This is a genomic window from Lysobacter sp. Root983, assembly GCF_001429345.1.
GTDB lineage: Bacteria > Pseudomonadota > Gammaproteobacteria > Xanthomonadales > Xanthomonadaceae > Lysobacter.
On sequence record NZ_LMJO01000018.1, the window covers coordinates 77,481 to 96,158 of the forward strand.

An 18,678-nucleotide genomic window follows, 5' to 3' on the forward strand; every position below is an offset into this window, starting at 1 on the left:
TGCGACGATCGCGCCCGCAAGACAAGGCGCATACTCGTGGCGGGACGGGTTGGCCGACGTGTCGGCTGCGGTGAAGACCGGCGGCGGGACGACTCCAGGTGGACGATATGGCGCTGCTGGTAGGCGAGGCATTCTCTCCATGGACCCTTAAGGCGCGCTGGGCGCTGGACCGTTGCGGCGTCGACTACGCCTATCGCGAATACACGCCTGGCATCAGCGAGCCCTGGCTGCGCTGGCGGCTGGGACTCTGGCGCCAGCCGGTGTCGGTGCCGGTGCTGTTGACGCGTGCGCAGGCGATCCGCGGTTCTTGGAACATCGCCGAGTACGCGGCGCAATGCGCGGGCGACGCACGTCTGGGCGCGCTCGCCGAGGCGCGGCCCTGGGATGAGATCAGCGAACGCGGCCTGGCCGCCGCACGAACGCGAGTGGTGCGCGCGGTGCTCGCCGACAACCGCGCCCTGGACGAGTCGGTGCCGCTGCTGCGCGGCGGCAGTCGCGCGTTGCTCAGGCCGGTGGCGCGCCGGGTGGCGCGACGTCTGGATCGCAAGTACGCGCATCTGGTGCAAGCCAACGCGCACCGCGAATCGCTGCTCGCACTGCGCGTGGGGCTCGCGCGCGCGGGCACGGGCTACTTGTTCGATCGTTTCGGCTACGCCGACATCAGCATGTCGGTGCTGCTGGAAGCGGTGGTGCCAAGCGCCGGACCCGAGGCGCTGGGTCCGGTCCAGCGCCAGTGCTGGCTCGATGCCGCGCTGGCCTCGGAATTCGCCGACCTGCTGGACTGGCGGGATGCCCTCCATCGCGTGTACGGGCGTCGCCCCCGATAGCCATGCTGCTGCCTGCGGCGCTGCCGGGACGGGTGCGCTGGCGCAGCGAATAACCGTTGCAACAAGGAGGGTCGCATGAAACGCACTTGGACCATCATCGGCGTCACCGACGTAGCCACCAGCTTCAAGTGGTATCAGTCGCTGCTGGGCCTGCCGGCCACCGAGCCGGCGCATCGCTACTTCGGACAGATCCTGGATACCGACGGCACGGTGCTGCTGTGCTTGCACGAGTGGGGCGCGCACGAGCATCCGACCCTGGCCAGCCGCGAGCGCGCCGAACCCGGCAACGGCTTGCTGCTGTTCTTCCGCGTCGACGATTTCGCCGCGGCGCTGCCGCGCGCGCGTGCGCTGGTCGCGGCGCTGGAAGAGGAGCCCGGCGTGAATCCGAACACCGGCACCGAGGAGTTCGCCTTGCGCGATCCCGACGGCTACTACGTGATGCTGAGTGCGCTCTGAGGCGCGCGACGCACGCTCAACGCCGCAGCGGCGCCGACTAGGCCAGCAAGCGCGCCGCCGCCGCAACGCGGGCGGCGACGTCATCGCCGCTCATTCCAAGGGCAGGGCCAGTGCATCGCGCAGGCGCTGCACCTGCTTGTTCAGCGCGCCCAACTCCTGCGCGCTCATGCCCGAACGTTCGCCCAGGGTCTCGGCCAGGCAGCGGGTGCGCGCGCGCAGCTCGCGCCCGGCGGTGGTCAGGCGCACATGCACCTGGCGTTCGTCCTGCGCGCTGCGTTGGCGCTCGACCAGGCCGGCCAGCTCCAGGCGCTTGACCAGCGGGGTGATGGTGCTGGGCTCCAGCGCCAAGCGCGTGCCGATCGCGCCGACGGTGAGCCCGTCGTGTTCCCACAGTGCGCTCAGCACGAGGTACTGCGGGTAGGTCAGCCCCAACGCGTCCAGCAGCGGCTTGTAGGCGCGATTGATCGCGATGCCGGCGCCGTACAGCGCGAAGCACAGCTGCTCGTCCAGCGTAAACGGGGTCTTGCCGGCCATGATCGGAGTCCTCGAAGCCTGTTCAGTCAATCACTTAGCTGAAATAAGCTTATCACGATAAAAAATATCTTGACAGTCTTTTGGGTTCATGTAGTCTGATCTTTATCGCGATAAATGATATCGCGATATTCATCCCTCAACCCTCCAGGAGTAGACCCATGAACACCTCGCGCCCCCGTGCTTCCGCCGTCCTGCTGCTCTCCCTGGCCCTGTCGGCGGCGATCTCCACCGCCTCGGCCGCCGAACCGGTCGCTCCGGCCCCCGCCAAGGACGCCACCACCGTGGTCCTGGTCCACGGCGCCTTCGCCGACGGTTCGTCCTGGAACAAGGTGATCCCGCTGCTGCAGGCCAAGGGCCTCAAGGCGGTCGCGGTGCAGAACCCGCTGACCTCGCTGGAAGACGACGTCGCCGCCACCAACCGCGTCATCAATGCCCAGACGGGCCCGGTCGTGCTGGTCGGCCACTCCTGGGCCGGCACCGTGATCACCCAGGCCGGCACTCACGACAAGGTCAAGTCGCTGGTCTACGTCGCCTCGTTCGCGCCTTCGCTGGGCGAAAGCTCGGGCGAGGGCACCAAGGCCTTCCCGGCCAGCCCCGGCCTGGCCCGCGTGATCGCCGATGCCGACGGCTACCTGACCCTGCCGGCCGATGCCGTCGCCCAGGACTTCGCCCAGGACGTCAGCGCGCAGGAAGCCAACCTGATCGCGGCCACCCAAGGCCCGGTGCGCGCCGCCAACTTCGAACAGAAGGTCACGGCCGCCGCGTGGATCGCCAAGCCTTCCTGGTACATCGTCGCCGCCCAGGACCGCATGATCGATCCGGGCGCGCAGCGTGCGCTGGCGAAGAAGCTCAAGGCCAAGACCACCGTGCTGCAGACCAGCCATGTGCCGATGTCGTCGGATCCGGAAGCGGTGGCCGAGGTGATCGCCGACGCGGCTCGCGCTGCTCGCTGATCCAAGCGCGACGCAGGCGCGGTCTTGCATGTCGCGTGTCGTCGGGAGTTCGCTCTTGTCGGTGCGCATCCCGACGCATGCGTCGCCAGACGGCGGCAAGGAGAACCCGCCTCCGGGTTCTCCTTGCGCCTTGCGGCGCAGTAGCTCGAGCGCGCGGCTTGCGGCCGTGTTGCTGGCGGTTGTCGGCGACGGTACCTTTGCCGAGGGCGGCGGGTAGGCGATACCCGGCCGACGCAGGGTAGGAAAGGGCTGCGGGCTCGCATGGATCCGACATTGCGGGCGCCGCCAGGCAGTGCTCATCACCGGTCGCTTAGCTGGCATGAATTCTCTCGCGCTGCTGCTGATCCTCGCGTGTGCGCTACTGCCGCTGGCGACCTGGCATGCGGCGCGACGCCACGGGCGCCGCGAAGAGTCGCGGCGCCTGATCGCGGTACTGGATGCGTTGTCGTCGCACACGCCGGTCGCATTCGTCGCTTGGGAACAGCGCGGCAGCATCGTGCTGTGGAGCGCCGGCGCGCAGCGCTTGTTCGGCTTCGATGCCGCGCGGATGTTGGGCCAGCCGCTGCCGGCGGGCATGGATGCGCTGCGGCAGGCGGCCGCTGGACTGAATGGCACCCAGCCCCTCGCGCGCTTGGAATTGCAGCGCGCCAATGGCGCCGCGGTGGACGCCATCGTCTCCCTGGCCGGCGGCGGCGACGGCCTGATCGTGGCCGCCATCGAGGATGCCGTGTCCAGCGCGGCCGATACGAACTCGGGGGAGGTCGCGCGCGCGCAGCGCGATGCCCTGGTTCGCGAAGTCCACCATCGCATCAAGAACAGCCTGCAAGGCGTGACCGGCCTGCTGCGTCAGCACCTGTCCGACAAGCCGCTGCTGAAGCCCCTGCTCGAAGCCGCCTCCGCGCAGGTGTCGGCGATCGCGGCGGTGCATGGCTTGCACGGCGAGGCCAAGGACGGTCAGATCAATCTGCGCATGCTGATGGTGAGGGTGGCCGCGTCCGTTTCCGGCATCATGCACGCACCGATCACGGTATCGGATCGGTGCGCGGCGCTGGAAAGATTCAGCGTCAACGAAGAGGAGTCCGTGCCGGTGGCGATGGTGCTGAACGAGCTGATCATGAACGCGGCGAAGCATCGATCGCGCTCTGGCGTGAATGGCATCGTCGCCATCGACGCGATCGCGCATGCGCAACGGGCGGAAATCCTGGTCAGCAATCCGGGCTTCCTGCCCGCGAACTTCGACTTCAGCGCCGGCGTCAGCCTCGGTAATGGGTTGGGTCTGATCCGCTCGCTGTTGCCGCGGCGCGGCGCCAGCATCGGCTTGGCCGAGGAAGGCCGTCGCGTCGTGGCCACCCTCGCGCTGCACGCGCCCGATGTGCTCAGCGAAAGCACGAAAGACCAAGAGGCGATCGCATGAACCGCATACACCGTCTGCTGGTGGTGGACGACGATCGATTGGTGCTCGCGACGGTCTGCCGCGGCTTGCAGGCCGCCGGCTATCAGGTCGAATCGGCGCAATCGGTGGACGAAGCGGTCGCGCTGCTGGACGGCTGGCGACCGGATCTGGCCTTGCTGGACATTCGGATGGGCGAGCGCGGCGGTTTCGAACTCGCGCGCGAGCTGCAGGCGCGCGATGGGATTCCTTTCATGTTCCTTTCCGCCTACGGCGACGAAGCCACGGTCGACGAGGCCACCGAGCTGGGCGCGGTGGGGTTTCTGGTCAAGCCGATCGATATCCCGCAAATCATGCCTGCGGTGGAAGCGGCCTTGAAGCGCGCCGCCGATCTGAGCCGCTTGCGCAGCACCGGGCGCCAGCTGGAGCAGGCGCTGGACCAGCAGCGAGGCATCAGTGTCGCGATCGGCATCCTGATGGAACGACACCGGCTGTCGCGCAGCGAAGCGGAGCTGCGCTTGCGCGACACGGCGCGTTCGCAGCGGCGGAAAATGACCGAGCTGGCCGAGGGCATCGTGTTCGCCGCCGACGCGCTGGCGGCCTCGGCACTGAATGGCGACCGATCGGATTAGTGATCGTCGTCGCATTTTCGAGAATTGACACGCCCTCGCGATCAGGACTAGCGTCTATCCCAGCCCTGGCGCCCCGCAAGCGCGCTGCGGCGTAACGACTGCCTCGAACCGGCAGACCATCCGTTCCACTCGGCCCCGCACCCGCCGATCGCATTAGCGATTCCAGGGGAGTGCGCGCCTATGAATACAGACCCTATTTTCGATCCGACGCCCGCTTGCGCGGCGTCCGAACGCGATACTGCGCCTCTCCGCCTGCTCGTCGACGGTCTCGACGCCGACGAACACGCGACGCTCGATGCGATCCTGAAGGTGGTCGCCTCCAAATCCCTGCGCGGCTGGATCTGGGCCGAGGGCACGGACACGGATCTGTATCTGCACACACGCACCCTGCGCCGGCCCGGCGTGCGCGCCGGCGTGTCGGGCTTGCTGGTGCGCGAACACGAACCGGCCGCGCCAGCCGAAGCGCTCGCTTTGGCGGTTCCGTTCCGCGTCATGGCGGTGCTCGAATTGCTGGATGGCGCGATAGATCGCCTGCAGCAGGAGCAGCTCGCCGTCCAGGGCGGCGTCGCCGCGGCGGCCGAGGCCGTCGAAGACGAAAAGACCCTGGCCTCATCGCTCGCGCGGCTGCTGGTGCGCCCGGTCGAACACACGCTGCGCGTACGCGTGCTGGGTCACGGCACGGTGTACTTGTGCACGCGCAGCCGCACGTACTGCATGGACTTCGAGCAGGCGCAATTGGGCAAGGCACTGGAGAGCAAGCGCTTCGTGCTCACCGCGATCGCGCCCGATTCGCCGGAACTGGCGGCCGAGCGCGATCGCGGATCGCCGCTGGACGAATTGCTGTGGCCCATCGGCCTGTTGGCCTCGCGCGAGCACGCGGCCCGCCACGAGCGCCACCGCTTGCGCCAGTGGCCGGATTTCGCGCGCCTGCCGCACGATCCGCGGCATTTGCAAGCCTGCGCGGCGCTGGCGGCGGGCGCGATGGACGCCTGCGAACTGGCCGCGGCCACCGGCATGAGCGAGACCGAAGCCGATCACTTCATGCATGCCTGCCAGTTGTGCGGCGTGCTGGAAGTGGCCGCGGTCGCGCCGGCGCCGATCCCGCCCCCGCAAGACAGAGCGACCGGCGGCCTGTTCGATCGTCTGTGGCGACGTTGGATGAAGTAGGAGATATCGATGGCTCGCGAATACATCGTGCTGGTGGCCGGCCCCATGGGCGCCGGCAAGACCACGGCCATATCCGCGCTGAGCGAGATACCGGTCGTGCGCACCGAAGCGGGCAACACGGATTTGCAGCGCAATGCCAAGGCCACCACCACGGTGGCGCTGGATTACGGCGAGATCTCGCTGGGCGATGGCGACAAGGTCCGACTCTACGGCGTGCCGGGCCAGGATCGCTTCGACTTCATGTGGCGCATTCTGGAGAAGCGCGCGCTGGGGATGATGCTGCTGTTGGACAACGACGGGCCTGACCCGCTGTCCGAGCTCGAGCGCTATCTGCATAGCTTCGAGGCCTTGGGCACGCGCGGCGCGCTGGTGATCGGCATCACCCGTCGCGACGTCGGCCGCGGCCCGGCCATGGACGCCTACCACGTGCGACTGACGCAGCTCGGGCGGGTCTTGCCGGTGTTTTCCGTCGATGCCCGCAACGCCGCGCAGGTGCGGACGATGTTGGGCGCCTTGATCGCGATGGTCGAGGCCAAAGCGGCCGCGGCGCTGCCCACCGGAGCCCCCGCGTGAGCGCGCACGATCTGCACCCGCCCTGCCGCGACGTACTGGAGGTCCTGGTCAGCCAGACCCTGGGCGTGGACTCGGCGGCGGTCGTCACCGGCGACGGCTTCGAAGTCGCCGCGGTCCTGCGCGACGGCATCGCGGTCGAAAAGCTCGCCGCCATGGTCAGCTCGCTGCTCGCGCTGAGCGAAGCGGTGGCGCAAGAGCTGCAGATGAGCGGCTGTCGAAACGTCATCGTCGAAACCGACGGCGGCGCGGTGGTGACCTTGCGCATACCCGTGCCGGGTCGCGAACTGTTGATGAGCGTTCTGTGCAGCGACGCCGCGAGTCTGGGGTCGGTGCTGTACGCCGCGCGCGACACGGCGCACGCGCTGGGGCGACGCCTGGCGACTTGATCCGCATACCGGCCGCGGACGTCGCATCGGGTCCGTGGCCGTTCCGTTTCCGGTGCGAAACCGAGGAGGTGGGCCATGGGCAATCTGACGCAATCCCTGGAAGAGCTGATGCTGATCGACGGTGCTTCCGCTGCCGCGGTGGTGGATTCCAACAGCGGCATGGTGCTGGGCAAGGCCGGCGGCGGCGTGGACCTGGATGTCGCCGGCGCCGGCAACACGGAGGTCGTGCGCGCCAAGCTCAAGACCATGAAGTCGCTGGGTCTGAAGGACAACATCGAGGACATCCTGATCACCTTGGGCAAGCAGTACCACGTGATCCGGCCCATGACCGAGCGCTCGGGCGTCTTCATCTACCTGGTGCTGGACAAGGCCAAATCGAGCCTGGCGCTGGCGCGCATCAAGACCGCGGAAATCGAGTCCGCGATGTCGCTCTGAGCCGGTCTCCCCCCGGCGACCGGCGCCGCGCCGGCGCCGGGTTTCGGCGTCGGCGGGGCCGCATACCGGGCAGTTGAGATTCGCCGGCAACGGCGTACATTCGCTGTCACACATGCCAGGCTCGGGGGGGCGGTCATGCAGTACAGGGATGTGGCTGCTGTGCGCAACGGAGCCTGGGGCGCGACGTCCGGCATCAAGCAGGCGCCCTGGCGTATCTGGATGGGTTTCGTCGCCCTGGTGTTCGCGGCGGGGCTGGCCACGGCCATCTCCGCGGCCGTCATCGAGATCCAGGCGGGCGCGACCGCCTACCTGGTCGGCGAGGGCCATTGGTCCCGGGCCCGCCTGGAAATCGTTTACCACCTCGACCGCTACTCCTTGCGGGGCGATCCGCACGAGCTGGCGCTGGCGCGCAAGGCGCTGGAAGTGCCCATGGGCGACCGCGCGGGCCGATTGGCGCTGGAGCGCCGCCCTGTGGATCTGCAGGCGGCCGAACGCGGCTTCCGCGCCGGCCGCAACGCCGAAGCGGATATCCCGCGCCTGATCTGGGTGTACCGGGCCTTTTCCCGGGCCCCGTTCTTCGCCGACGCGGTCGCGATCTGGCGCGAGGCCGAGCCTCGTATCTACCGGCTGCAAGCCATCGCCGATCAGTTGGAGGCGCATTGGCGTCGACCGGGCGCGACCGCCGCCGGACCGCAGGTGCGCGCGGAGCTGGATAGCATCGGCCGCACGCTGCAGCCCATGGAGCGCAAGTTCGCGAGCACCCTGCTCGAGGGCGTAGCGCAAGTGCGCGCGCTGTTGCTGCTGGTCAGTGGCGTCCTGTTCGTCGTCATCGCCGCCTTGGCGGTGCTCGCCTATCACTCCTCGTTACGCCGCATCCGCGCCACCGAAAGCCGGTTCCGCGCGGCGTTTCAGCAGGCCAGCGTGGGCATGGCCAAGCTCAACAGCGAAGGCCTGGTGCTGGCGGCGAACGAAGAGTTGGCGGCGATGCTGTCCTATTCGGCGGAATACCTGGTGGGTACACGTTTCAGCGACCATCTGGTCGACGCCAGCCCCGCGGGCGATGCCTGGATGGACGGTTCGGCCCCGGTCGAACGCAAGGTCCGGCGTTCGGACGGCAGCGAGTTCTGGGGGCGCGTCACGCCGTCGAACGTGCAGGTCGAGGCCGGAGCCGGCCGGATCTTCCTCATCATCGAGGACGTGTCGGAGGCGCGCGACCTGGCGCAGATCCTGACCTTCCAGGCCAGCCACGACGGATTGACCGGCCTGATCAACCGGCGCGAGATCGAGCATCGTCTGGACGAATTGCTGGCGCAGGCGCACGCCGACGGTCGCCGCCACACGCTGTGCTTCCTCGATCTCGACCAGTTCAAGCTGATCAACGACACCTGCAGCCACGCCGCCGGCGACGAAGTGCTGCGGCTCATCGCGACGACCCTGCCCGGCCACCTTCGCCCCGAGGACTGGATGGGACGCCTGGGCGGCGACGAATTCGCGGTGCTGCTGCGCGACACGCCCGTCGAGGCCGCGACCAGGCTCGCCGGCCGCATCAACCAGGTGCTGGCCGACACCTGCCTGCTGTGGGAGGGCCACCATTTCGCGTTGACCGCGAGCATCGGGCTGGTCGAGATCAACGCCGAAAGCCCCAGCGTGGCCTGGCTGCTTCGCGCCGCCGATACCGCCTGCTATCTCGCCAAGGACGGTGGCCGCAACAGCGTTCAGGTGTATGTCGAAAGCGACACCGAGGTCGCCGAGCACCGGCGCGAGATGCATTGGGTCGATCAGACGCGCTCGGCGATCGCCGAGGATCGCCTGCAGCTGTATGCGCAGCGCATCGCGTCGCTCACGGCGGGAACCGGTGGGCTGCAGTACGAAATCCTGGTCCGCTTGCGCGACGTCAGCGGCAACCTGTGCAATCCCGGCGCGTTCCTGCCGGCGGCCGAGCGCTATGGCCAGGCCAGCATGATCGATCTGCAAGTGTTGAACCTGACCTTGCAGGCGCTGTCGCGAAATCGCGCGCATCTGGAGCAGCTGGAGCTGTGCCACGTGAACGTGTCCGGTCAGTCGGCGGCCTCGCGCGATTTCTGCCGGCGCGCCGAAGCCTTGCTGGACGCGCACCCCGAGGTCGCTCGCAAGCTGTGCTTCGAACTGACCGAAACCGCGTCCATCGACCGGCTCTCCCAGGCCCATGCCTTCATCGACGCCGTGCATGCGCGCGGTTGCCTGGTGGCGCTGGACGACTTCGGCAGCGGACTGTCGTCGTTCGCGTATCTGAAAAGCCTGCCGGTCGACATCCTCAAGATCGACGGATTGTTCGTGCGCGACATCGATCGCAACGATCTGGACTACGCCGTGGTCCGCGCGATCACCGAAGTCGCCCGCTCGCAGGGCAAGCGCACCGTGGCGGAATGGGCCGAGACCGAGGCGGTGCTGCAGCGCTTGCGCGAGATCGGCGTGGATGCGGCGCAAGGTTATGCCATCCACAAGCCCTGCCCCTTGCAGGAGCTGATCCGGCAGGTCAGCCCGCTCGCCGCCAGGGCCAACGTGGCCTGATCGCGAGCGCGGCGCCGGCGCGCTGGGTTCGGTCCTTGGCGTGTCACCAGTGAACCCGCTCGCACTTGCACTAAGATGGTGCAATGCCCCCCGATTCCATCCCCGCGCCGGCCCTGGACAGCCTCACCACCCCGCTTGCCTGGAGCGATGCCGGCGGTGCGATCCTGGGTTGCAATGCGGCGTTCTCGCGCTGGCTCGGGGTCAGCGCGCGGCGCCTGCCGGGCTGGCCGCTGGCCGGGCTGGATGCGGGCGACGGGCGGCTGGCAGCGGCCTTGGCACGTACCACGATGGACGAGTCGCTGCGTTTGCGCCGCACCCGCCTGCGCTATGCCGACGGCGAGGAACGCTTCGCCGATCTGTGGCTGAGCCGGTTGGACGATGGCGGCTGGCTGCTGGAAGTGCACCCAGTCGATGAGTTCCCGGGCGACGATCCGGCCTTGTTGTTGCCCTCGGCTCTGTCGGCGTCGCTGAAGGGATTGGCGCACGAGCTGCGCAATCCGCTCGCGGGCGTAAAAGGCGCGGCGCAGCTGCTCGCGCGCCGGCTCGATCACGGCAACGCGGGCAACGGCGATTCGCGCGAGCTGGTCGGTCTGATCGGCAGCGAGGTCGATCGCCTGACCGCGCTGCTCGATCAGCTGCTGACGCCGGCGCCGCCGCGCGCGCATGCGGCGCTCAACATCCATGCTGTGCTCGAACGCGTGCTGCGGCTGGCCGAGAGCGAGGCCGGTTGGGCGGTACGGCTGGTGCGCGATTACGACCCCAGCCTGCCCGAGTTCGCCGGCGATGCCGACCGTCTGATGCAGGCGGTGTGGAACCTGGTGCGCAATGCGATCGAGGCCGGCGCGACCCAGGTGACCCTGCGCACGCGCGCCGAACACAGCGTGCGCATCGCTGACATCGCGCATGCGATCGCGCTGCGCCTGGAGATCGGCGACGACGGCCGCGGCGTGCCCGAGGAGCTGGCCGAGCAATTGTTCCTGCCGCTGGTATCCGGCCGCGCCGAAGGCAGCGGCCTGGGCCTGGCGTTGGCGCAGCAGGTCGCGCGCGAGCACCGCGGTTCGCTGGCCTACCGTTCGCGGCCCGGCCATACGGTGTTCACCCTGTTGCTGCCGATGTCGATCGAACCGGAGGCTGCGCCCGAATGAACGTCCCTTCCGCGCCGGCCCGGGTCTGGGTGGTCGACGACGACCGCAGCGTGCGCTTCGTGCTGGCCACCGCCTTGCGCGAGGCCGGCTATGCGGTCGACGGTTTCGAGAACGCCCAGGACGTGTTGGACGCGCTGGCCTCGCGCGGCGCGCCCGAGCTGTTGTTCACCGACGTGCGCATGCCCGGCGACGACGGCCTGGTACTGCTGGACAAGCTCAAGGCCGCCGCGCCGCATCTGCCGGTGATCGTGATGAGCGCCTACACCGACGTGGCCAGCACCGCCGGCGCGTTCCGCGGCGGCGCGCACGAGTTCCTGTCCAAGCCTTTCGATCTCGACGACGCGGTGGCGCTGGCCGCGCGCGCGCTAGGCGCCGAACGCGGCGCGCCGGCACCGGCCGAAGCCGGCGACGCGGCCGCGGCCGATGCCTTGATCGGCGACACGCCGGCGATGCGCACGCTGTTCCGCGCCATCGGCCGGCTCGCGCAGGCGCCGCTGTCGGTGCTGATCACCGGCGAGACCGGCACCGGCAAGGAGCTGGTCGCGCGCGCGCTGCACCGCGAATCGCCGCGCGCGCAGCGCCCGTTCGTGGCGCTCAACACCGCCGCGATTCCGGCCGAGCTGCTGGAAAGCGAATTGTTCGGCCACGAAGCCGGCGCCTTCACCGGTGCCCAGCGCCGCCACATCGGCCGCTTCGAACAGGCCGACGGCGGCAGCCTGTTCCTGGACGAGATCGGCGACATGCCGCTGCCGTTGCAGACGCGTTTGCTGCGCGTGCTGGCCGAGGGCGAGTTCTTCCGCGTCGGCGGCCGCGAACTGATCCGCGTCGACGTGCGCGTGATCGCCGCCACCCATCAGGACCTGGAGACGTTGGTCGGCGAGGGCCGCTTCCGCGCCGATCTGTTGCATCGCCTGGACGTCGTGCGCCTGCGCCTGCCGCCGCTGCGCGAGCGTCGCGCCGACATCGGCCAGCTCGCCGAGCGCTTCCTGGCCGCGGCCGCCGCCAAGTTCGCGGCTGCGCCCAAGCGCCTGTCGAAGGCGGCGCTGGAGCGATTGCAGGCGCACGACTGGCCCGGCAACGTGCGCGAGCTGGAGAACGTGTGCTGGCGCCTGGCCGCGCTGGCGCCCGGCGACAGCATCAGCCGCGCCGATCTGGACGAAGCGCTGGCCACCAGCGCGAGCGCGCGCGGCGACGACGACTGGGACGCGCGCCTGGCCGCGTGGGTGCGCGCGCAACTGGCCGAGGGTGCGCAGGACATCCATGCGCATGCGCGCGATCGGTTCGACCGCACGCTGCTGGAAGCCGCGCTGGAGCATACCGGCGGCCGCCGCAGCGAAGCCGCGGCGCGCCTGGGCCTGGGCCGCAACACCTTGACCCGCAAGCTCGGCTCCGGTCGTAAGCGCAGCTAGTTTCACCGGCGCTGAACTGAGCGCGCGCTAGCGTGCCGGGGCCGCTATCCCATTCCTTATCCAACGCACTCGATCGAACCCAGGAGTCGTCATGAACACCGCCGCCCGCACCGCCCTGATCGCCGTCACCGCCGTGGTTCTGACCGCCTGCGGGTCGGCGCCGAAGAAGACCGCGCCGCCGGCGCCCAAGCCGGTGTCCACCGCGCAGTCCGGGCAGGCGATCCTGGCCTCGGCCTCGGGCAGTCTGGTCAGCGGCAAGCTGCAGATCGTGCCGACCGCCGACGGCGTGCGCCTGACCGGCGTGATCGGCGGCTTCGCGCCGGGCAGCGTGCATGCGATCCATATCCACGAGAAGGGCGATTGCAGCGCGGTCGACGCCAGCAGCGCGGGCGGCCACTTCAATCCGGGCATGAGCGCGCACGGCAAGGTCGACAGCGGCAGCCATCACGGCGGCGATATGGACAACCTGGTCGCCGATGCCGACGGCGTGGCCAAGGTCGACGCGCACGCGCGCGCCGTGACCCTGGGCGGCGGCGCCGGCAACGACATCGCCGGCCGCGCGGTGGTGGTGCATGCGGCGCCCGACGACTACGTGAGCCAGCCGGCCGGCAACGCCGGCGCGCGCGTGGCTTGCGGCGTGATCTCGGTGTCGCACTGAGTTCGGCGATCGGCGGCGCCGCGCGTTGCCGTCGTGGCATAAGGGCGGCGACGAACCAGCGCCGCCCGCTTATCCTGACCGCCCACGCCTAGACACGCCGCCATGACCCGCCTGCGCATCCGCGACGCCGAAGCCGCCGACCGCGATCTGATCGCCGACTGGATGATCGCGATGGCCTGGGAAACCGAACACAAGCGACTCGATCCGGACACCGTGCGCGCCGGCGTCGAGGCCGGTCTGGCCGATGGCGCCAAGGCGCGTTACTTCATCGCCATGCGCGAAGTCGAAGTCGCCGGCCGCGAAACCATCGCCGCCGCCGCCGGCACCTTGATGTTCACCCACGAGTGGAGCGACTGGCGCAACGGCGACTGGTGGTGGATCCAGAGCGTCTACGTCGCCCCCGAGCATCGCCGCCAGGGCGTGTACCAGGCCATGCACGGCCACGTCGCCGCGCTGGCGCAGGCCACGCCGGGCGTGATCGGTCTGCGCTTGTACGTCGAACGCGCCAACACCGCCGCGCAAAGCACCTATCGCGCGCTGGCCATGGACGACGCGGGTTACGCGATCTTCGAAAGCGAGTTCGGCCAGCGCTGAGCGCGCCGGCTCGGGCGCGCTTCAAAGCTGATCGCGCGCCTGCTCACCGTCTTCGCAATGCACGAAGGTCACCGGCACGCCGTGCGCGCCCAGCACCGCGGCGATCTGGCGCAGGCGCGCCTCGAAATGCTGGTAGCGGCGATTGAGCTGGGCGCGGCAGTCGTCGCTGTCGCAGGGCGCCTCGGGCGCGTAGCGCGCATGCCAGGCCGGCGGCGAGAACATCGCGATCCGCGCTTCGCCGTCGGCGTAATGGATCAGCGGCTCCGGCGGCGTGTCCAGCCACTCCTCGCCGTCGGGCTGCAGCAGCGCGGTTTCCAGGATCGGCCACAGCGGCGCCAGGCCGGCGTGCTCGTACTGCATGGCCATCATCGCAGCTAGGTCGTGCACGGTCAGGTAGCGCGCGTGCTCGACCTGCAGGCCGAACGCTTCCTGCGCGGCCAGGGCGGTGTCGGCGCCGGCCATGCCGCGTTCGAGCAGGCTGGTTTCGAAGGCGTCGCCCACGCGCGCGGCGATGTCGGGGTCGCCGCCGAGCAGGAACGGCACCAGCCGCAGCGGGCCGCCGGCGAAGTCGGGCGAGGGCGGCAGGGTGCCGGGCAGGCGGTCCTCGTGGGCGCCGAAGGCCACGATCCGGCCCTCGGCCTCGCGTCGGCCGGGCGCGCGCGCGGCCAGCTGGTCGAGCTCGTGGTGCAGCGGCCAGCCCGGGCGCAGCACCTCGACCGGGTCGTAATGGGCGCCGACGACGACCAGCTCCAGCGCCGCGGCCTGGGGCGCGAAGCCGGCCAGATCGCGCGCGATCAGGTCGGCCAGCGGCCCGACCTGGGCCTGGGACAGGGCGTGGCGGGCGACGGCGGCGTCGCCCCGGAGCTCCAGCGCAAGCGCCCCGAGCACGTGCAGCGGGGCGGGAGGCGCTTGGCGGTGGCTGGCGTCTGAGGTCATCGTCGGGCTTGGATACGCTGGCGTTTGGTTGCGCGCGGAGGCGGCGCTACACTGCGCCATTATGCCCGCGATGATGTTGCGGGCCGGTCTCCAGCTTCACCCGCCTTCCCGCTGTCCCGCCAACCCGAGGTATCCCGATGCGTCCTGTCCGTCCCGTCGCCGTGCTCGGTGGCGTTCGCATTCCGTTCTGCCGCCAGAACACCGCCTACGCGGACGTCGGCAATCTCGGCATGTCGGTACGGACGCTCGGCGCCCTGGTCGAGAAGTTCGGCCTGCACGGCCAGCAGCTGGGCGAGGTCGCGATGGGCGCGGTGATCAAGCACAGCAGCGACTGGAACCTCGGCCGCGAGGCCGCGCTGTCCTCGGGGCTGTCGCCGCTGACGCCGGGCATCACCCTGCAGCGCGCCTGCGGCACCTCGCTGGATTCGATCATCACCGTCGGCAACAAGATCGCCACAGGCCAGATCGAGGTCGGCATCGGCGGCGGTTCCGACACCACTTCCGACGTGCCGATCGTGTACGGCAAGCGCCTGCGCCGCCGTCTGCTCGAGGCCGCGCGCGCCAAGACCACCAAGGACAAGCTGGCCGCGTTCAAAGGCTTCCATCTGCGCGAGCTCAAGCCCGAGTTCCCGGGCGTGGCCGAGCCGCGCACCGGCAAGAGCATGGGCGACCACTGCGAGGACATGGCCAAGGAGTGGAACATCGCGCGCGACTCGCAGGACGAGTGGGCGCTGTCCTCGCACCAGAAGCTGGCCGCGGCCTACGAGCGCGGCTTCTTCGAGGACCTGGTGGTCAGCTTCCGCGGCGTCTCGCGCGACAACAACCTGCGCGCCGACAGCAGCCTGGAAAAGCTGGCCACGCTGAAGCCGGCGTTCGACAAGGTCTCCGGGCGCGGCACCCTAACCGCGGCCAATTCCACCCCGCTCACCGACGGCGCCGCGGCCTGCCTGCTGGCCTCGGAAGAGTGGGCGCGCGCGCACAACCACGAGGTGCTGTGCTACCTGCGCGATTCGCAGGTGGCGGCGGTGGACTTCGTGCACGGCGAAGGCCTGCTGATGGCCCCGACCGTGGCGGTGCCGGAGATGCTCAAGCGCAACGGGCTGACGCTGCAGGACTTCGATTTCTACGAGATCCACGAGGCTTTCGCCGCGCAGGTGCTGTGCACGCTGCGCGCCTGGGAGAGCGAGGACTACTGCAAGAACCGCCTCGGCCTGGACGCGCCGCTGGGCCGCATCGACCCGGCCAAGATCAACCCCAACGGCTCCTCGCTGGCGGCCGGCCATCCGTTCGCGGCCACCGGCGCGCGCATCGTCGCCACCGCCGCCAAGGAGCTCAAGCAGCGCGGCGGCGGCCGTTGCCTGATCTCGATCTGCACCGCCGGCGGCATGGGCGTGGTGGCGATCCTCGAGCGCTGAGCCTCGCCCGCACGCGTCCTGCTACCTGTGGGAGCGGCGTGAGCCGCGATCGGCGCCCGGCGCCCTCGCGACTCGCCCCGCTCCCATCGCGTTAACGGGCATCGAGTTTTTCACCCAGGAGCGCCGGCATGTCCCTCGAAGCGATCCAGGCCAACATCGTCACCCTGGACGTCGACGCCATCGTCAATGCCGCCAACAGCTCGCTGATGGGCGGAGGCGGCGTCGACGGCGCGATCCATCGTGCCGCCGGCCCCGAGCTGGTCGCCGAATGCCGCCTGCTCGGCGGCTGCAAACCCGGACAGGCCAAGCTCACGCGCGGTTATCGGCTGCCCGCGCGCCATGTGATCCACACCGTCGGCCCGGTCTGGCGCGGCGGCGAGCACGGCGAGGCCGACACCCTGGCCGCGTGCTATCGCAATGCGCTGGAGCTGGCGCAGCGGTACGCGCTGCGCTCGATCGCGTTCCCCTCGATCAGCACCGGCATCTACGGCTATCCGATCGAAGCCGCCGCGCGCATCGCGATCGCGACGGTGACGTTGGCCACGCAGTCGTACCCGCTGCGCGCGATCTTCTGCTGCTACTCGGCCGAGGACCTCGCGGTGTATCGGGATTTGCTCGCGTCCGGCTAGGCAAGCCGCTGCGCGGCCTCTATCCTCGTCGCAGGCACGGCGCGCAGTCATGGGGATGGCGCGCGTCCACCGGCGCGGCCTTGCGAACACGGGCGCGCCGAGTCGCCGGCGACAGGGGATCCGATGACTGCGTTCAATCCGTATGAGGCGCCGAAAGCGCCGCTGTATGTCGCGCCGACGCGGGTCGAGCTGGACGGCGACTGCTGGCGGGAAGGCGCGGTGCTGGTGGTGCGCGCGGAGTGCAAACTGCCGCCGCGCTGCATCAAGTGCAATGCGCCGGCGGTGGAGCCGATCAAGCATCGCCGTTATTACTGGCACACGCCGGCCTGGTACGTGCTGATCCTGTTGAATCTGCTGATCTACGCGGTAATCGCGGCGATGGTGCGCAAGCACACGCGCGTCAGCGCCGGCCTGTGCGAACGCCACCTGCGCCGGCGCAGGATCGGCCTGGGCATCGCCTGGGCCAGCGTGCCGCTGGGCATGACGCTGATGTTCATGGGCGTGGATATGGAGCGCGGCTGGCTGATCCTGGCCGGCGCCCTGCTCATGTTGGGGCTGTTGATCGGCGGCGTGGCCATGGCGCGGATCCTGATGCCCAGCCACATCGGCCCGGTCTATGCGCGCTTCAAAGGCTGCGGCCAGGCGTTCCTGGCGACGCTGCCGACCTACGTCGGCGGCCGCTGAGTCCGCTGCGCGAACGCGCGGCGATCGCCGCGCATCGATGCCGGACGCCGCTCAGCCGCGCAGACGCGGCATGCCGTGTTCGTCGCGTTCCTCGACCACGGCCTCGTCGAAAATCTTCTGGCGCAGGTCGCGTCCCGGCAGCTCGCTCGCGGCCTCGCCACGCGCGGCGCGCAGGGCGTTGGCGTAACTCAGGCGCGCGCGCGCATCGTCGCCGGCGGCGGCGAAACCGTGGCCCAGCTCTTCCCAGGCTTCGCTGTTGGCGCCCTGGGCCAGCGCGCGGTGCAGATAGGCCTCGGCCTGCGGCCATTGGCCTTGCGCGCGGGCCAGGCGCGCCAGCGTGACCAGCAGCGCCGGGCTGGCCGGGTGCGCCGACAGCCAGCGCTCGGCGTTGCCGCGGCGCGCGTCGAGGCGGCCGATCGGCAGGCGCCCGTAGAGCGCGGCCAAGGATTCGTCCCAACGCGTGTCCAGCGCCTGTTCCAGGCTCTTGGCCGCGGCTTCTTCCCAGCGCAGCGCGGCGGCGCGTTCGGCGTAGGCGGCGACCGCGGCCGGTTCGCTCTTGAGCGGCTTGGGCAGCGCTTCCCAGCGATCGGCCAGCACGTTGGCGTCGGCGGCTTCGCGCAGCGAGGCCTCGGCCCACTGCGCTTCCAGCAGGCTCAGGCGCTCGGCCGGCACGGCCTGTTGCTGGCGCAGCGCACCGAGCAGCCCGTAAGCCTCGCCGGCGCGGCCCAGCGCGGCCAGCGCGCGCGCGCGCAGCAGCAGTCCGCGCGGCGGCAGCGGCTGCGCGGCGGGCGCGTCCAGCGCGAGCAGGGCCTCGTCGGCGCGATCCGCGGCCAGGGCCAGTTCGGCCGCGGCCAACGCGCGCGTGGTCGGGTAGCCGGCATTGCCCAGGCTGTCCAGATGCTGCGCGCTGGCGGCGGCGTCGCCGCGCGCGGTCGCGGCCTGGGCGGCGCCGACATGCGCGATCGAGGCGACGTCGTCGCTGCGCGCGGCCAGGGCCAGGGACTTTTCCGCGCGCGACCAATGGCCCTGATGCAGCGCATCCAGACCGTCGATCAAGCGCGCGCGCGCCTGCTTCTTGCGATGCCGGCGCACCGCCGCGAACGGCAGCGACAGCACCTTCCAGGCCAGCCACAAGCCGATCAAGGTGGCGCCCGCGATCAGGATGGCCTTCGGGACGTTGGTGGTGTAGTCGTTGCCGCCGTAGCGCACCAGCACGTAGCCGGGGTCCTGCACCAGCAGTTGCGCGACCAGGGCGCCGGCCAGCGCCAGCACGATCCAGAACAGCAGATTGCGGAACAGATTCAT

General features: G+C 70.0%; 20 protein-coding genes. 17 read left to right on the forward strand and 3 right to left on the reverse strand.

The window, feature by feature from the left end:
• Positions 1-107: 107 nt before the first annotated feature.
• Both ASE43_RS19045 and ASE43_RS19050 read left to right on the forward strand, forming a co-directional pair.
• Entirely contained in the window at positions 108-827 is a 720-nt protein-coding gene (locus ASE43_RS19045; RefSeq protein WP_057161563.1) for a glutathione S-transferase N-terminal domain-containing protein, read from the forward strand.
• A gap of 75 nt (positions 828-902) precedes the next feature.
• On the forward strand, positions 903-1,283 hold the full coding sequence (locus ASE43_RS19050; protein WP_057161564.1) for a VOC family protein: 381 nt from the start codon (positions 903-905) through the stop codon (positions 1,281-1,283).
• A 90-nt stretch (positions 1,284-1,373) separates the two neighbouring features.
• On the opposite strand, the gene ASE43_RS19055 is transcribed toward ASE43_RS19050, so the two are convergent.
• Complete coding sequence (locus ASE43_RS19055) at positions 1,374-1,817, reverse strand: MarR family transcriptional regulator (protein WP_057161565.1); 444 nt, start codon at positions 1,815-1,817, stop codon at positions 1,374-1,376.
• A gap of 158 nt (positions 1,818-1,975) precedes the next feature.
• Between ASE43_RS19055 and ASE43_RS19060 the strand changes: the two genes are divergently transcribed.
• The 12 genes from ASE43_RS19060 (at position 1,976) to ASE43_RS19115 (ending at position 13,709) form a co-directional block, all read left to right on the forward strand.
• Complete coding sequence (locus ASE43_RS19060) at positions 1,976-2,770, forward strand: alpha/beta hydrolase (protein WP_082607384.1); 795 nt, start codon at positions 1,976-1,978, stop codon at positions 2,768-2,770.
• Between the two features lie 496 nt (positions 2,771-3,266).
• Positions 3,267-4,184: a sensor histidine kinase gene (locus tag ASE43_RS19065; protein ID WP_235568827.1), complete on the forward strand. Its 918-nt coding sequence runs from the start codon at positions 3,267-3,269 to the stop codon at positions 4,182-4,184.
• The gene (locus tag ASE43_RS19070) at positions 4,181-4,792 is read left to right on the forward strand and encodes a response regulator (protein WP_057161567.1); all 612 of its coding nucleotides are present in this window, start codon (positions 4,181-4,183) and stop codon (positions 4,790-4,792) included. Before ASE43_RS19065 ends, ASE43_RS19070 begins: the two co-directional genes overlap by 4 nt.
• A gap of 180 nt (positions 4,793-4,972) precedes the next feature.
• On the forward strand, positions 4,973-5,959 hold the full coding sequence (locus ASE43_RS19075) for a hypothetical protein (RefSeq protein WP_057161568.1): 987 nt from the start codon (positions 4,973-4,975) through the stop codon (positions 5,957-5,959).
• A 9-nt stretch (positions 5,960-5,968) separates the two neighbouring features.
• The gene (locus ASE43_RS19080) at positions 5,969-6,532 is read left to right on the forward strand and encodes an ATP/GTP-binding protein (RefSeq protein WP_056177106.1); all 564 of its coding nucleotides are present in this window, start codon (positions 5,969-5,971) and stop codon (positions 6,530-6,532) included.
• Positions 6,529-6,918 (forward strand): roadblock/LC7 domain-containing protein, encoded by a 390-nt coding sequence (locus tag ASE43_RS19085; RefSeq protein WP_056177104.1) that lies wholly within the window; start codon positions 6,529-6,531, stop codon positions 6,916-6,918. Before ASE43_RS19080 ends, ASE43_RS19085 begins: the two co-directional genes overlap by 4 nt.
• 75 nt (positions 6,919-6,993) lie before the next feature.
• Complete coding sequence (locus ASE43_RS19090; protein WP_056177102.1) at positions 6,994-7,353, forward strand: hypothetical protein; 360 nt, start codon at positions 6,994-6,996, stop codon at positions 7,351-7,353.
• A gap of 159 nt (positions 7,354-7,512) precedes the next feature.
• Entirely contained in the window at positions 7,513-9,903 is a 2,391-nt protein-coding gene (locus tag ASE43_RS19095) for an EAL domain-containing protein (RefSeq protein WP_162258815.1), read from the forward strand.
• 83 nt (positions 9,904-9,986) lie between these two features.
• Positions 9,987-11,048, forward strand: coding sequence for an ATP-binding protein (locus tag ASE43_RS19100; protein ID WP_056177098.1), 1,062 nt, complete (start codon positions 9,987-9,989; stop codon positions 11,046-11,048).
• Positions 11,045-12,457 (forward strand): nitrogen regulation protein NR(I), encoded by a 1,413-nt coding sequence (gene ntrC / locus ASE43_RS19105; RefSeq protein WP_057161570.1) that lies wholly within the window; start codon positions 11,045-11,047, stop codon positions 12,455-12,457. Before ASE43_RS19100 ends, ntrC begins: the two co-directional genes overlap by 4 nt.
• A 91-nt stretch (positions 12,458-12,548) precedes the next feature.
• On the forward strand, positions 12,549-13,115 hold the full coding sequence (locus ASE43_RS19110) for a superoxide dismutase family protein (RefSeq protein ID WP_057161571.1): 567 nt from the start codon (positions 12,549-12,551) through the stop codon (positions 13,113-13,115).
• Between the two features lie 102 nt (positions 13,116-13,217).
• Positions 13,218-13,709, forward strand: a complete 492-nt coding sequence (locus tag ASE43_RS19115) for a GNAT family N-acetyltransferase (RefSeq protein WP_057161572.1) — start codon at positions 13,218-13,220, stop codon at positions 13,707-13,709.
• 21 nt (positions 13,710-13,730) lie between these two features.
• On the opposite strand, the gene ASE43_RS19120 is transcribed toward ASE43_RS19115, so the two are convergent.
• Complete coding sequence (locus ASE43_RS19120; protein ID WP_057161573.1) at positions 13,731-14,645, reverse strand: hypothetical protein; 915 nt, start codon at positions 14,643-14,645, stop codon at positions 13,731-13,733.
• A gap of 137 nt (positions 14,646-14,782) precedes the next feature.
• Here ASE43_RS19120 and ASE43_RS19125 point away from each other — a divergent pair, with 137 nt between their 5' ends.
• The 3 genes from ASE43_RS19125 to ASE43_RS19135 all read left to right on the forward strand — a co-directional run bounded on the left by ASE43_RS19125 (position 14,783) and on the right by ASE43_RS19135 (position 17,373).
• On the forward strand, positions 14,783-16,060 hold the full coding sequence (locus ASE43_RS19125) for an acetyl-CoA C-acetyltransferase (protein WP_056177088.1): 1,278 nt from the start codon (positions 14,783-14,785) through the stop codon (positions 16,058-16,060).
• Between the two features lie 128 nt (positions 16,061-16,188).
• Positions 16,189-16,689: an O-acetyl-ADP-ribose deacetylase gene (locus ASE43_RS19130; protein ID WP_057161574.1), complete on the forward strand. Its 501-nt coding sequence runs from the start codon at positions 16,189-16,191 to the stop codon at positions 16,687-16,689.
• A gap of 123 nt (positions 16,690-16,812) precedes the next feature.
• Positions 16,813-17,373 carry a hypothetical protein gene (locus tag ASE43_RS19135; RefSeq protein WP_057161575.1) on the forward strand — a complete coding sequence of 187 codons (561 nt, stop codon included), beginning with the start codon at positions 16,813-16,815 and terminating at the stop codon, positions 17,371-17,373.
• Positions 17,374-17,424: 51 nt separating this feature from the next.
• Here ASE43_RS19135 and ASE43_RS19140 read toward each other — a convergent pair whose 3' ends face one another.
• Positions 17,425-18,678, reverse strand: coding sequence for a heme biosynthesis HemY N-terminal domain-containing protein (locus ASE43_RS19140; protein WP_057161576.1), 1,254 nt, complete (start codon positions 18,676-18,678; stop codon positions 17,425-17,427).

What these genes read in the sequence shown, in the direction of transcription:
- ASE43_RS19115 (WP_057161572.1), top strand. Translation starts at nt 13,218, where the DNA reads ATGACCCGCCTGCGCATCCGCGACGCCGAAGCCGCCGACCGCGATCTG.
- ASE43_RS19055 (WP_057161565.1), bottom strand. Translation starts at nt 1,817, where the DNA reads ATGGCCGGCAAGACCCCGTTTACGCTGGACGAGCAGCTGTGCTTCGCG.
- ASE43_RS19070 (WP_057161567.1), top strand. Translation starts at nt 4,181, where the DNA reads ATGAACCGCATACACCGTCTGCTGGTGGTGGACGACGATCGATTGGTG.
- ASE43_RS19075 (WP_057161568.1), top strand. Translation starts at nt 4,973, where the DNA reads ATGAATACAGACCCTATTTTCGATCCGACGCCCGCTTGCGCGGCGTCC.
- ASE43_RS19080 (WP_056177106.1), top strand. Translation starts at nt 5,969, where the DNA reads ATGGCTCGCGAATACATCGTGCTGGTGGCCGGCCCCATGGGCGCCGGC.
- ASE43_RS19130 (WP_057161574.1), top strand. Translation starts at nt 16,189, where the DNA reads ATGTCCCTCGAAGCGATCCAGGCCAACATCGTCACCCTGGACGTCGAC.
- ASE43_RS19060 (WP_082607384.1), top strand. Translation starts at nt 1,976, where the DNA reads ATGAACACCTCGCGCCCCCGTGCTTCCGCCGTCCTGCTGCTCTCCCTG.
- ASE43_RS19135 (WP_057161575.1), top strand. Translation starts at nt 16,813, where the DNA reads ATGACTGCGTTCAATCCGTATGAGGCGCCGAAAGCGCCGCTGTATGTC.
- ASE43_RS19050 (WP_057161564.1), top strand. Translation starts at nt 903, where the DNA reads ATGAAACGCACTTGGACCATCATCGGCGTCACCGACGTAGCCACCAGC.
- ASE43_RS19045 (WP_057161563.1), top strand. Translation starts at nt 108, where the DNA reads ATGGCGCTGCTGGTAGGCGAGGCATTCTCTCCATGGACCCTTAAGGCG.
- ASE43_RS19120 (WP_057161573.1), bottom strand. Translation starts at nt 14,645, where the DNA reads ATGACCTCAGACGCCAGCCACCGCCAAGCGCCTCCCGCCCCGCTGCAC.
- ASE43_RS19100 (WP_056177098.1), top strand. Translation starts at nt 9,987, where the DNA reads ATGCCCCCCGATTCCATCCCCGCGCCGGCCCTGGACAGCCTCACCACC.
- ASE43_RS19125 (WP_056177088.1), top strand. Translation starts at nt 14,783, where the DNA reads ATGCGTCCTGTCCGTCCCGTCGCCGTGCTCGGTGGCGTTCGCATTCCG.
- ASE43_RS19110 (WP_057161571.1), top strand. Translation starts at nt 12,549, where the DNA reads ATGAACACCGCCGCCCGCACCGCCCTGATCGCCGTCACCGCCGTGGTT.
- ntrC (WP_057161570.1), top strand. Translation starts at nt 11,045, where the DNA reads ATGAACGTCCCTTCCGCGCCGGCCCGGGTCTGGGTGGTCGACGACGAC.
- ASE43_RS19140 (WP_057161576.1), bottom strand. Translation starts at nt 18,678, where the DNA reads ATGAATCTGTTCCGCAATCTGCTGTTCTGGATCGTGCTGGCGCTGGCC.
- ASE43_RS19090 (WP_056177102.1), top strand. Translation starts at nt 6,994, where the DNA reads ATGGGCAATCTGACGCAATCCCTGGAAGAGCTGATGCTGATCGACGGT.